Genomic DNA, 13,996 nt, shown 5'->3' on the forward strand with positions numbered 1-13,996 from the left:
TAGATATCATTCTCCCAGTTTTTCAGCCTTCACCAAAATCTCTCGCAAAACCCGGGCAACCCGGCTTTTTCTTCTCTTTACTTTTACACTTATCCGTCTTAACGACTCTTGGTATACGGCGGTATCCTTGGGTTCATAGAGCTGTTTGGCGGCAATCCGTAACGTTCTTCTCATTAATATTGCTGATGAACGTGTTAACTTCGTTCGGTATCCTCTGCGCAAGACCCGTATAGTATGTTTGTACTTCTCTAAGTCTTCGTTTGGGGGAACAAGGGCGAACAGATTTAGGGAGGAGTCATTGAACCCGTAGCTTTTGAACATAATTTTTAGATTCTCAATATTTATGAGATTGCCTCTGAAGTGGGTTGGATGTTCTTGGTGAACTCCGACAACTTCTTTGATGCTGTGAAAAGGGATTTTTAATCGATGCAGTCGATACCCAAGGTCCCAATCTTCGAGTCCATAGAGGATAAACTGTTCATTAAAACCTCCAGCACGAGTTAATTGGCTGCGTCTTATGGACACACAACGTGTGACGAGTAACATCCAAGGGGCTACATCTGTGCTGGCAAATTGTTTTTTAGTATTTGGAGGAACTCTTGAGGGAAAGGTGACTTTTGATAACGTCTCCGTCTGCTGAAGGATATCATTGGGTGTGATTAATGGGATGATTTCAGTCGCTGATTCGAAGTCGGGATTCCATAAGTTAGAAGGCGAAAGTGTATTGCGGCAATGCTCTTTTTCTTCAGGAGAAAAGTCTGGGTAGTAGTGGGTATAAGCGTCATCCCATGAGTGTGGAATACCTGAAATTATGGACTTAGGATATTTACGGTGATACTGGTTTACGATCCTAATGAAGTCAGGGAATACTAGAAAATCCGCATCGCAGAAGATGACGTATTTCCCTTTTGCCTGACTCAGCCCCAGATTTCTCACGGCAGAACGGCCGCGTTGTTCCTGCTGAGCGACATAAATAAGCGGATAAGAAGTTTGAAAGCTTTCGACCATTTCCTTGGTACCATCTGTAGAACCGTCATCTGCGACGATCACCTCGAATCGATCCTTGGGATAGGTCTGTGTCTCGAATGAAGTGAGTGTAAGTAGCAGCTGCTGAAGTCGGTTATAGGTTGGAATTATGATGCTGTAACGGATAGCCAGAATGATCACCCCCACCATTTAATAAAAGCCCTTGAATAGGATAAATAATAACAATATATTCAGGGACTTTAGCCTGGTCTAGTCAAACGCCTTTAAGGATCGAAATAGGCAGTGGACAGGGGCCAATATGGGATGATCTTTAAAAAAGACAGCCCCTAAAGGAGATCTATCGATTCCTTTAGGGGCTGCTCCTTTTTATTTTCTATTTTCCACTAGGTAATAATTTATTCAATAAGATCGCTGCCAATGAAGCAGCTAGGATAGGTGAGCCTAATAAATACTGCACGAATGTAGGTAAAGAGTTCAAGTAGTCACCAGGAATGAGTACCAAAGCCAATGTGATGATCATAGGTAAGGCGATAATGTACATTTCTTTTTCGCCGATAGTTACATTCTTCATTACTTGCACACCATTAATTGCGATGATGCCGCAGATGATGGCGAAGACGCCGCCGATTACAGCGGATGGAATGGAAGAGATCAAAGCGGCGAGTTTACCAGAACAACCAAAGAGGACAAACCATCCTCCTACAGCGAGAAAGACCCGGCGGCTGGCAACACCTGTAATGGAGATGATCCCTGCATTAGTTGAATAACCTGTAACAGGAGTCGAACCGAGCACAGAGGCAATAAGACAGCCAATTCCTTCTCCAATTACGCCGCGGTTAATATTTTTGTCTGTCAAAGGTTTATTGATTACATTGCTGACCGCAAACCAGGTGCCTGTTGTTTCAGCCAGCAGCACGATATAAATAATAACCATGGTGATAATAGCTGAAAAGTTGAAGGAAAAGCCGAAATCAACAAAAGCGATCCGCGGCATGCTAAACCATTTAGCGTTGCTTATCGCTGAGAAATCTAAAACGCCCATAATATTAGCCGAAATACATCCGACTACTAACGCCATCATTACGGAAAGAATTCGGAAGATAGATCCTTTATTACGGAACAAAGTACCGAGAATCACAAAAATAAGCAGTGTAGCGCCTGAAATAAGGGCTAATAATACGTTTTGATTAATTGAAGCGCCGGAGGCTCCGTAGATATTATCTCTGATCGCAACAGGCAATAAAGATAGACCTACAATGAAAATGATTGTGCCGCCTACGATAGGTGGGATAAAGTTTTTGACGATTTTATTAAAAATTCCAGCATAGCCCAAAATAATAACCAGGATGGCCCCGATTAAGCTGGCACCTAACACGGAGCTCCAACCGAGCTCCCCGCCACCACTAGCCGCATAAATACTGACGATCGCACCAAGCGGAACATAAGAAGGACCTTGAGCGATAGGCAGCTTCATACAGAAATAGGTTTGCACAATCGTTGCAAGTCCTGCGGCAATAAAGGTGGATTGGATTAACGCGCTGGACTGATTGGGTTGTAAGCCGATTAACATCGCAATAAGGAATGGCACTACATAGACATCCATAGCCAATACATGTTGAAAACCGAGAATGACGGATTTACTAAATGAAACTTTTTCATCGGGTAGGACAGTTAATAGCTGTGATTCCAAATGTGCTTGCTCTTGTACGTTTGCTTGTGTTTTCACTCCGATGCCCACCTTAAGTTTTTTAGTTTAATTAATCTTTAACGCGAATGAACTTTTTCACCCTGTACCCAGACTTCACGGATATTTTCAGGCCGGGCCAGATACATTATCTTTTGAAAAATATCTTGCAAATCCTCATTCTCATCAAAGATGGGCAATTTCGCCGACGGTAATTTCGTATCAATAATTTGAACATCCCAGGTATAACCTTCTAGTAACCGGCCGATAGGTAAGCTTAAGCTTTCCCCGCCGCCAGCGGTAGCAAGATAAAAGGATTCATGGATCGTAATCCGTGATCCGGGTACTCCGCGATTTGGTGCAGACAGGGAAGGATTCACACCATCCTCCAGCATTCTTGAAGACATTACGGCTTGTCTAATGTTATCGAAGAGACTAGGTGAAAAACCTCCGGAAATATCAGAGCCTAAACCAATCTCCACGCCTTTGGCATGGAAGTCAGCGATCGGAATAACACTATTGGCAAAATACGCGTTGGATATCGGACAATGAGCAATAGCTGTTCCTGTCTCTGCAAACAAATTCACATCATCTTCATCTAAAAAATTACAATGTGCCATTACAGATTTATCACTGAGCAGACCAAAATCATGCAAGGCAAAAGCATCGTTCTTCTGGAACCGTTCTTGCACATAACCGTGCGCCCAATCACTTTCACTACAGTGCGATTGAACATACGTATCATATTTAGCGGCTAGTTCTCCCAAGCCTTGTAAAGCCTCATTAGTGCAGCTTGGAATGAACCTTGGTGTCACTACCGGATATACGCCTTGTTTAGTAGATTTAGCGAGTTCTTGTACAGCTAGTATAAATTCTTCCGTATCCACTAGTGCGGTGTGGGTGTCGGAGTCGCGGTAATTCTCAGGATTTCCCTGCGGATCGTCCATAACCACTTTTCCAACGAGTCCACGTTGCCCTTTTTCCGCACATATTTTAGCCAATAATAAACTGGCCTCTTTATGCACCGTTGCAAAATAAAGTGCTGTAGTTGTTCCGTTTGCGAGCAAAGTGCCAACCACGTCATCGTAGACTTTTTTTGCAAAAGCCAGGTCCGAGAATTTAGACTCCAGTGGGAAGGTATAAGTATTTAGCCAATCATAGAGTGGAATATCTAATGCAGTTCCAGATTGAGCCCATTGTGGCGCGTGAACATGCAGGTCGATAAAGCCGGGCAAAAAATACTGGCCTTCAGCTAATACATGAAAATTGTCCTGACCTTGATAAGCATCAAGCAAGGGTTGATAGTCGGGGTGCTTCGGTGCAACAATCATTTCTATCATCCCATCCGTGTTGATACAGAAGAGATGGTCCTTTAAAATTTGAATTTCTTTTGGGGATAGGCTAGAAAATGAAGTGCCTAGGAATATTTGCATATATTTTCTCATAATTTCCGCCTTAATGTTCGTCTTTTGGTGTGCATTCGTTATTATAATCCGTGAAAAAGGATAAGTCCAGACCAAAAGTCGAATAAAGGCGTAATTGACGGATAGGAGGAGCGGAGGAATTGAAACCGAATATGACGCATAGACGTCATGTTCGCTATGCTAGAATACAGAAAAAGATAGGGGGAAGCAAAATGCCAAAACATGAATATAGAAAGCATGAAAAGGAGTTATATCAACCCAAAGCTAAGCCGCAATTATTAGAAGTTGGGAAACAGAAATTCATCTGTATAAAAGGTAAAGGTAATCCTAATCATGAGGATTTTTTAGAAAGAGTCGGGGTTCTATACTCTCTGTCCTATGCGGTGAAAATGATGCCTAAAAATGGATTTACTCCGGAGGGTTATTTTGATTATACGGTATATCCACTCGAAGGATTATGGGATTTGACAGAGGAAGGTAGAAATCACAAGGATTTAATAAAAGATGAATTACTATATACAATAATGATAAGACAACCGGATTTTGTAACAAGAGAGACGGTAGAAAGAGCTTTTGAGATAGTAAATAAAAAGAAACCTCACCCCCTATTGAAAGAGGCATATTTTGATGAATTAGAAGATGGCTTATCGGTGCAAATCTTGCATATTGGTTCATATGATAGTGAACCTGAATCATTCCAACAATTAAAAATGTTTATAGATGAAAACAATTATGTGCTAAAAACGCTTGTTCATAGAGAAATTTATCTGTCGGATGCTAGAAAAGTAGAACACGATAAGTTGAAAACCATTTTAAGATATAGAATTAATAAAAAATAGCAGGTCGGCTTCGATTCCTTTACGGTTATAGGAAATGAATGCGGTTACCATCTTGTGATATAATAGATGAAATCGATCGATAGTTTGAGAAAATTGGATTAGGAGTGTTGCCTGGATGAGAAGATACAACATTTGGCGCCCGTTGATGTTAATTATTGTTGCTGTACTTACAAAAAGCTTGGTCACTAACCTGTGTATTTTGTTTGGTATGCAGGCTGAATCAGCAAGTAGTATGGGGACGCTGGGCATGGTCATTGCCGGTTTAGTGATGTACAATCGCATGACAAATCGCCGACGTAAATAAGCTGGCCGGATAGATTATAAACGTCTGGTTATTATGTTATAGTAAAGATTGAAATAAAACTTGTATCGACCTGAAAAGGAGTACTTCATGACACAGTTTGTCTACAAACAAATTATTGATGACTTAAAAATGAAAATTTTTGCTGGGCAGTTCCCCGATATGAAATTACCGGATGAACGAACGCTTAGTGAAACTTATCAAGTGAGTCGTAGTTCTATTAAAAGTGCTCTGACTAAAATGGCAAATGCCGGAATTATTTTTAAAAAGCGTGGCTCAGGGACATTTATAAATCCTTTATACATAAAAAATGAATCTATTTTTAACTACGAAGGCTCTAATTTAGGTGTCACCGACAATTTTCAAATGAATGGGAAGAAGCCAAAGATTAAAGTTCTGAAATTCGAGGTCATTCCACCAACGGAAGAACTGCAACGGGATCTGTTTTTAGGACCACATGATTTTGTATACAAAATCGTTCGCTTGCGTCTTTTTGATGATGAACCCTTTATGATTGAAACAGGTTATATCCCAATCAAAATCGTGCAGAACTTAAATCAGACTATTATTGAAGGATCTATCTTTAATTATTTGGAGGATTCACGGAACCTGGCGGTAACCAAATCCTTTTTATCGATATCCGCAGAACCCTCTGAGGCTACGGATCAAGAGCTGCTGCATTTGCAGGCGAATGAGCCAGTAAGCATTATGGAAGGGATTTTCTTTTTAGATAATGGCACACCCTTTGAATTCTCCCATATGCGTTTCCACTATAAATACTTAAAATTTAATACCTTTGTGTCTGTTCATTAAAAGTAAGACTGGGGAATTTTTCTCGGTCTTATTTTTTTTATTTTGCGCAAAATAGATGAAGGAAAAGCAGCAAATATCTCCCGCAAACTTCAGCCCATATTTTTACATATATATTAATATTGACGTATTTTTACAGACAATTGACACCGTTTTTCATACTATGTTCATATTTTCACAAAATTGGACCGTATCATTTGTTGAAAAGGTTGAATTAATTTTTGGCGGCGGTATGATGTACTTGTGGAAGAAATTACGGCAATGTAGACACAGAAAAAATTTTGGGGAGTGGAAGAAATGGTATTATCCATGGATGTTGATTACTCATCAAAAACTTATTTAGAGAAGCTTGATGCATACTGGCGCGCAACTAACTACATCTCTGTAGGTCAACTGTATTTGAAAGATAATCCGTTGTTAAGAGAACCGCTGAAAGAAGCAGACGTAAAGATTAAGCCAATTGGACACTGGGGAACTATTCCCGGTCAGAACTTTATTTATGCCCATTTGAATCGGGTCATTACTAAATATGATTTGAATATGTTCTATATCGAGGGTCCTGGTCATGGCGGTCAGGTCATGGTTTCGAACTCCTATCTCGATGGTAGCTATACTGAAATTTATCCGGAAATTACACAAGATATCCCAGGTCTGAAGAAATTGTTCAAACAATTCTCTTTCCCAGGTGGAGTTGCTTCCCATGCTGCCCCTGAAACACCTGGATCGATCCACGAAGGTGGCGAATTAGGTTATTCTCTATCCCACGGTGTAGGTGCTATTCTGGATAATCCAGATTTGATCTCCGCTGTTGTTATTGGTGATGGAGAGGCTGAAACTGGCCCATTAGCGGCTTCATGGTTCTCCAACCGGTTCATCAATCCAGTTACTGATGGTGCAGTTCTGCCGATCTTGCACTTAAATGGTTTCAAAATCAGTAACCCAACGATTCTGTCTCGTCAATCCAAAGAAGAAATTACTGCATACTTTAAAGGTATGGGTTGGGAACCGTTCTTCGTTGAAGGCGAAAATCCTGATCTAATGCATCCAGAAATGGCTAAGGTGCTTGATACCATCGTAGAAAGAATTGAAGCGATTCAAAAGAATGCACGTGACAACAATGACCTTACGCGTCCGGTTTGGCCAATGTTGGTCTTCCGTTCTCCTAAGGGCTGGACGGGTCCAAAGCAATGGGATGGTGTTCCGAATGAGAACTCGTTCCGTGCCCATCAGGTGCCGATTCCAGTGGATCAAAAGAATATGAAGCACGCTCCAGCGTTATTGGAGTGGATGAACAGCTATAAACCAGAAGAATTATTTGATGAGAATGGTCGTCTGAATGTTGAACTTGCTGAGATCCTGCCAACTGGCGACAGACGTATGGGAATGAACCCAGTTACTAATGCTGGCAACCAAATTAAAGATCTAAACTTACCGAATTTCCGTAAGTTCGCACTTGATAATTCCAAACCAGGTGAAGTAATAGCACAAGATATGGCCGTTCTGGGTAAATACATGAAAGATGTTATCTCTCTGAACGAAGAGAACCGCAATTTCAGAATTTTCGGACCGGATGAAACAATGTCCAACCGTCTGGGACCTGTCTTTGAAGTGACGAAACGTCAATGGTTGGATCAAGTGATTGAGCCGAATGATGAATTCCTAGCTTCTTATGGCCGTGTTATCGATTCCCAATTGTCTGAACATCAGGCAGAAGGTTTGCTTGAAGGTTACGTATTGACAGGTCGCCATGGTTTCTTTGCAAGCTATGAAGCTTTCTTGCGTGTCGTGGATTCGATGATTACTCAGCATTTCAAATGGCTGCGTAAAGCAACAGATCAAAGCTGGCGTGCGGATATTCCATCATTGAATGTGGTAGCAACTTCAACTGTATTCCAACAAGACCACAATGGTTACACTCACCAAGATCCAGGTTTGCTAGGTCACTTGGCTGATAAAAAACCAGAATTTATCCGTGAGTATTTGCCGGCTGATGCGAACTCCTTGCTGGCTGTCTTTGACACCGTCTTAAATGACCGTCAAAAAATTAACTTGATCGTTTCTTCCAAACATCCTCGTCCACAATGGTTCAGTGCGGATGAAGCACAAGAGCTGGTGGATAAAGGACTGAAGATTATTGACTGGGCAAGCACCGATCAAGGTGGAGAGCCTGATGTTGTCTTTGCTTCTGCAGGTACAGAACCAACTATCGAAAGCTTGGCTGCAATCTCTATCCTGCATGAAAAACTGCCGAACCTTAAGATTAGATATATCAACGTGGTAGACTTGTTGAAACTGAGAAGTCAAAAATTAGATCCGCGTGGCTTATCTGACGAAGAGTTTGATCAATTTTTCACAAAAGATAAACCAGTTATCTTCGCTTTCCACGGATATGAAGGTCTGATTAAAGACTTGTTCTTTGATCGCCATAACCATAACCTGCATGTACACGGGTACCGCGAGAATGGCGATATCACAACACCATTCGATATGCGCGTATTGAATCAAATGGACCGCTTTGACTTGGCGAAGGAAGCTGTTCTGAGCTTGCCTAATGCTAACGACTATAAAGCGATCGCAGATGAAATGGATGCTATCGTTAAGAAACATCACCAATTCATTCGTGAAGAGGGTATTGATTTGCCAGAAGTAGAGAACTGGGTATGGAAAGCTTTGAAATAAGCGTATAGCCAGTACCATAGGAAGTAATACAAAAAGACACCTTTAGAGGTGTCTTTTTATTTGTTCAAGTAACCATACAAAACAATTATAATCATTTTTTCATCTTTACCACTGTAAATATATGTGAGTAAATAGGTGGGTAAAGAAAGGGGAGAAATGTATGACATCTATTGATAAACTTCCCAAGTCTATAGAAATACAGCTTGCAGAACAACCTTTATTTCACTCTGTATCTGATTTAATGAAAGATGGGCAATTCGGTGAGCAGTGGCTTGTATTGACTGAGAAGGAGGTTTCCGTTTGGGGGACGGACGGGAAACTGGTCTCAAAGCTTCTAGTCTCGAATATTACCGATGCCCGGGTAGTAGGCGGGGTAGGCGGCGGTTCGTTGCTTGTGGATACCCAAGCGGGGCCTATTATACTTATACGTTATACAGCATCACTTACCTCTATATTTGGTTTTGCTGCTAAATTAATTGGCGCTGTAGCTAAAGGCGAGGAACGGCCAACCGCTTCTGAAAAAGAGTTTCCAAGAAATTGTCCAAAATGCCGCAATCCGCTGCCGGAAGATTCACAAGCTTGTCCGGTGTGCAAGAGTAACGGCAAGGTTCTATTTCGGATGTTGAGTTACGCTAAGCCTTATAAGATCCAAATGATCGCTGCGGCGATTATGTTGATTTTTACTACATTGGTAGAGCTTGTTCCACCATTTTTGACGAAGATGATCGTTGATAATGTGTTGACAGAAAAGGATATGGGCTCGACGCTTCTATGGATTGTGATCGGGCTAGCAGCCACGTCCTTAGTAATAACTTTAATGCAGACTGTACGTGGACTTATAGGGGTATGGATTGGTTCCAAAATCATGGGTGATCTTCGTCATGATGTGTATCATTCCTTGATGAAATTATCTTTATCTTTTTTCGACCGAAGACAATCTTCGCAATTTATTGGACGGGTGAATAATGATTCAGAGGCGATGCGGCAATTTATGACTGACGGTGTAATCTGGGTCTCGGGTGAATCGCTGCGGGTAATCGCTATTTTCACTATTATGTTCAGTATGGATTGGAAGCTAACGCTGCTTGCTATGCTGCCTATGCCGCTTATGGTGGTGCTGTCGACCGTGTTATGGCCGATGATTGGCAGACGTTGGTACCAGCAGTGGAGATCTATTTTTAGATTAAACGCTTTGGTTGGCGATTCTTTGCAGGGGATTCGTGTAGTCAAAGCATTCGGCCAGGAAACAACAGAGATGTCACGTTATACGGTCGCCAATAAGGAGTTGGTGCGGCATAATATTCGGATCGAAGGCTTATGGCAGGGGATGTTTCCTGCTTTTGCGTTGGTTGCTGGTGTTGGTACGTTATTAATTTGGTTTTATGGCGGAAAAACGGTGCTGGAGGGTCAATTATCCATCGGTACGCTAATTGCTTTGGTGACCTACCTTGGGATGCTTCTCGGACCTTTGCAGTGGGTGAGCCAAATGATCAACTGGGCCAGCCATGCGATTTCAGCAGCAGATCGGGTCTTTGAGATTATGGATACTCCGTCAGATGTGCCTGATACAGTAAATCCAGCAGCCATCGGCCGCGTAAATGGTGAGGTTGAGTTTAAGCGGGTTACTTATGGATACGAAAAACATCATCCTGTGCTCAAGAACGTGGATTTAAAAGTGGGTGCGGGCGAGATGATTGGTCTGGTCGGACATTCAGGTGCCGGTAAGTCGACGTTCATTAATATGATCTGTCGCTTCTATGACACAGATGAGGGAACCATTACCATCGATGATGTGGACATCCGAAATATCAGCCAGTCAGATCTGCGTAGTCAGATCGGTGTAGTGCTGCAGGAGACGTTTCTATTCGACGGAACGATTGCTGAGAATATTGCCTATTCTAAACCGGACGCTACGGAATTAGAAATCATGCGCGCTGCAAAAATCGCCAACGCCCATGATTTTATCGTTCAATTGCCGGATGGCTATGATACAAGAGTTGGGGAACGTGGACATAAATTGTCTGGTGGAGAGAAGCAGCGAGTGTCTATTGCCCGAGCAATAATTCACGATCCACGAATTCTAATCCTAGATGAAGCAACAGCTTCTGTAGATACAGTGACCGAGCGGCAAATTCAAGAAGCGATCTCGCGACTGGTAAAAGGCAGAACGACATTCGCGATTGCCCATCGATTATCCACGCTAAGAAATGCGAACCGGCTTGTAGTGCTTGAACGCGGTAAGATCATTGAAGTGGGTACACATGAGGAATTGCTTGCTGCAGAAGGTGCTTACTTCAAGCTAGTTGAGGCACAGAAGGAAATGTCGCAGATTAAGGGGGTTGAGATGCATGAGTGATCCGAATCTTGTTAACGGGGAATTGAATCCTAAAGATCCCTATGAGATTAACATTCTTGAACCGGGTGCAATCTCTTTTAGCCGCAGTCAAGGTGGCGTGTTTCAAGGAGTAGTGGAGGGTCAGGTCTATGAGGAATTAATTCTTTTTCGTATATTTCCATTCCAATATACCACGGAGTATATTTCAGTTCGTAACTCCAAGAGTGAGGAGATCGGAGTCATTCGTGACATTGATCAGCTCGATGAAGAAAGTCGCGTGGAAGTGGACACAGAGCTCCGGCTGCGGTATTTTCTTCCGGTTGTAACCCGCATTGATTCTATTAAGCAAAAAGCGGATATGTGGATTTGGGAGCTGCAAACGAATCTGGGCCAGACCCGGATCGTTATGCGGAACCTGCACGAGCATATGCAATATCCAAGTCATAAGCGAATCATTCTTACAGATATCAATGGGAAAAGATGCGAAATCCGTGATTATCTAGCCCTGGATGTTCAGAGCCGGAGCAAGCTGAAGGATGTTTTATAGTCTAGTTGTGAAAAAGCTCCGCAGCCATTTGTTGATGGTCTGCGGAGCCTCTTTTTTTTATCCGTAGATTCTACGAAGGAAAAAATTGATGGCGTTCTCTCATTGGTATGGTAATATATTACAACCGGATCTTTTCCATATGGGAGGTATGTGAGTGAAGCGTAAATGGATCAATTCGCCGTACACCTTTGCTTTAGGGATGTTTGCGATGATGGTTCCAAGTCAGGCATTTAGTTCATTTTACAGTTACTTTTATGTAGAAAAATTAGGATTGGGCATTGGACTTGCTACATTAGCCAGAACAATCTTTCTGATCTGGGATGCGGTAAACAATCCGTTATTTGGTTATTGGTCAGATCGCACAGAGACTCGTTTAGGTCGACGCAGACCATGGGTATTTGGCTCAATTCCGTTATTTATGCTGGCATTTGTACTGGTTTTCTCCCCTCCCGGCGGATTATCTGAGAATGGATTGTTCACTTGGTTTTTAGTCACACTTATTTTCTATGAGGCAGTCGCTACTGTGTTGTGGGTGAACTATGGAGCGTTACTCCCGGAGCTCTTCCGAGGAGACCGTATTCGGGCAAAAGCTTCCGCGATTCAGCAAGGCTATCAGGTCGTTGCTTTGTTAATCGGTACTGCCTTAACGCCAATTATTTTTGCAGCTATTAATTTCTCTAATATGGCTATAGTGTATGCCTGTCTCTTTGGAGTATTTATGTTTTTATGTATGATGAATGTCCAAGAAAAGAAGGAGCCCACAGAGCAGGAACCCTTGAAGTTGATTCCAGCTTTTCGGGAGACCATTCGGAATAAAAAGTTTTGGGTGTTTAATATTTCGAACTCTTTTGCTCAAACGGTGAATGGACTTGTAAGCTCGATGATTCCTTTTTATGCAAAATATGTACTTCATATCTCAGAGGCTCAGGTATCGATTTTACTCGCAGCTGTGTTTGTTTCGGTCATTCCATTAGTATTCGTGTGGTACTGGATGATTCGTAAGATGGACGGGGTCAAGGCGTGGCGGTTATCACTGATCTTATATGCGTTATCGGTAATTCCGTTATGGTTTGGTTATGATCTCTTAAGTGGTGTGGCTGCTGGCGTAGTTGTCGGTTTCGGATTAGCCGGATTTCTAGTGACCCCAGCAATAGTAGGTGGCAAGATTATTGATGAGGATGCGGAAAAAACAGGTCTGAGAAGAGAAGGAATCTACACGGCTGTAAGCGGATTCATTACTCGTTCAAGCGGGTTAATCTCTGCGTTAGCTTTTTTCATTGTAGGTATGATCTTTGGCTATCAAGGCGGTGATGACCCAGGGTCCAATCCTGAAGCGACATTTAGGTATTTAATAAGTGTGGTGCCATTATGTCTGTTGGCCATAGCTGTTGTCATATCCTTCACAATGAAATTTACATTTATGGACTCTTTGAGAGGTGAGGCTGACTATGAACAAAAAATTAATCATCAATTGTGATGATTTTGGACAAAGTCCCCCCATGAATCAGGCGATTAAACATCTGCTGGAAGAGGAAAAAGTATCCTCCGCAACGATTATGGCGGTGGCCCCTGGGTTTGAGGAGGCAGCTGCATGGTGTAGTCGCAGGCAACAACGAAATGTGGGACTTCACTTGACGATGACTAGTGAATTTGAGGCTTTGCGCTGGGCGAGCCTGACGGGAGAGACTTCTCTTCACGACGAGAGCGGACATCAATATAGGACGGTAAAAGAGTTCGAACAGGGAGCGCAGACAAAAGCCGTACTAAAGGAGATAGATGCGCAGTACGAGCGAGTAAAACAGTCGGGAATAGTGATTAGCCATGTAGACAACCACATGGGTAGTTTATACGGAATGGAAACAGGACGCAGCTTGCTACCGCAGACGTTGTGGAAAATTTCGCGCTGGGGATTGCCCTCACGATTCTTCAGATACATCCATGCTGAGGATCCGCTTTTGGCATCGCTGAAAAATATTAAACGACCAGTTGCCCTTGGAGCAGGGCTGGCGGATACGTTTGGGGTGCCGATTCCCGACTATTTGCTATCGCATCCTTTTGGTGTAGAGGAAGGCGAGACGTATGAAAGTTTTAAAAGATCTATTATTGCTAAGCTGTATTCGTTGCCGGATGGCGTTAGTGAGACCTATATTCATCCCGGGATAGACGATCCATGGATGCAAGCAAATATTCCGCACTGGAGTAAGCGCGTTTGGGAGTATAAGTTGCCCTTTGATGATGATTTTACCTATGCCCTCAGTGATGCTAAGGTTGAATTGACGAATTATCGTTATGTACAGGAGCATCTAAAACGTCCACGGTTAAGATCTGCAGGCAGATTGTTAAAGAACCTGATAAGATTATGAGCAAAAATAAAAGACACCTTGAGGGGT

11 protein-coding genes are annotated in these 13,996 nt (G+C 42.5%); 8 read left to right on the forward strand and 3 right to left on the reverse strand.

Annotated elements, in window-relative coordinates; all coding sequences use genetic code 11:
• Positions 1-6 precede the first annotated feature (6 nt).
• From MKX34_RS01085 to guaD, 3 genes are all read right to left on the reverse strand, one after another.
• Positions 7-1,158 (reverse strand): glycosyltransferase, encoded by a 1,152-nt coding sequence (locus MKX34_RS01085; protein ID WP_076274191.1) that lies wholly within the window; start codon positions 1,156-1,158, stop codon positions 7-9.
• 202 nt (positions 1,159-1,360) lie between these two features.
• On the reverse strand, positions 1,361-2,713 hold the full coding sequence (locus MKX34_RS01090) for a solute carrier family 23 protein (protein ID WP_036687191.1): 1,353 nt from the start codon (positions 2,711-2,713) through the stop codon (positions 1,361-1,363).
• Positions 2,714-2,751: 38 nt separating this feature from the next.
• Complete coding sequence (gene guaD / locus MKX34_RS01095; protein ID WP_038568158.1) at positions 2,752-4,116, reverse strand: guanine deaminase; 1,365 nt, start codon at positions 4,114-4,116, stop codon at positions 2,752-2,754.
• Between the two features lie 119 nt (positions 4,117-4,235).
• Here guaD and MKX34_RS01100 point away from each other — a divergent pair, with 119 nt between their 5' ends.
• The 8 genes from MKX34_RS01100 to MKX34_RS01135 all read left to right on the forward strand — a co-directional run bounded on the left by MKX34_RS01100 (position 4,236) and on the right by MKX34_RS01135 (position 13,969).
• Positions 4,236-4,934 (forward strand): GyrI-like domain-containing protein, encoded by a 699-nt coding sequence (locus MKX34_RS01100; protein ID WP_235219546.1) that lies wholly within the window; start codon positions 4,236-4,238, stop codon positions 4,932-4,934.
• Between the two features lie 115 nt (positions 4,935-5,049).
• Entirely contained in the window at positions 5,050-5,238 is a 189-nt protein-coding gene (locus tag MKX34_RS01105; RefSeq protein WP_036687195.1) for a hypothetical protein, read from the forward strand.
• A gap of 87 nt (positions 5,239-5,325) precedes the next feature.
• Positions 5,326-6,048 (forward strand): GntR family transcriptional regulator, encoded by a 723-nt coding sequence (locus MKX34_RS01110; RefSeq protein WP_036687196.1) that lies wholly within the window; start codon positions 5,326-5,328, stop codon positions 6,046-6,048.
• 294 nt (positions 6,049-6,342) lie between these two features.
• Positions 6,343-8,724: a phosphoketolase family protein gene (locus MKX34_RS01115; RefSeq protein WP_170914216.1), complete on the forward strand. Its 2,382-nt coding sequence runs from the start codon at positions 6,343-6,345 to the stop codon at positions 8,722-8,724.
• Between the two features lie 160 nt (positions 8,725-8,884).
• Positions 8,885-11,080 (forward strand): ABC transporter ATP-binding protein, encoded by a 2,196-nt coding sequence (locus tag MKX34_RS01120; RefSeq protein WP_076224489.1) that lies wholly within the window; start codon positions 8,885-8,887, stop codon positions 11,078-11,080.
• Entirely contained in the window at positions 11,073-11,606 is a 534-nt protein-coding gene (locus MKX34_RS01125; RefSeq protein WP_051491493.1) for a DUF1854 domain-containing protein, read from the forward strand. Before MKX34_RS01120 ends, MKX34_RS01125 begins: the two co-directional genes overlap by 8 nt.
• A 154-nt stretch (positions 11,607-11,760) precedes the next feature.
• The gene (locus tag MKX34_RS01130; protein ID WP_076141434.1) at positions 11,761-13,083 is read left to right on the forward strand and encodes an MFS transporter; all 1,323 of its coding nucleotides are present in this window, start codon (positions 11,761-11,763) and stop codon (positions 13,081-13,083) included.
• Positions 13,055-13,969 carry a polysaccharide deacetylase family protein gene (locus tag MKX34_RS01135; protein ID WP_076105215.1) on the forward strand — a complete coding sequence of 305 codons (915 nt, stop codon included), beginning with the start codon at positions 13,055-13,057 and terminating at the stop codon, positions 13,967-13,969. The genes MKX34_RS01130 and MKX34_RS01135 overlap by 29 nt, the downstream gene beginning before the upstream one ends.
• Positions 13,970-13,996 lie beyond the last annotated feature (27 nt).

Origin of the sequence: Paenibacillus sp. FSL R5-0636 (assembly GCF_037974255.1) — a bacterium.
Taxonomy (GTDB): domain Bacteria; phylum Bacillota; class Bacilli; order Paenibacillales; family Paenibacillaceae; genus Paenibacillus_AQ; species Paenibacillus_AQ odorifer.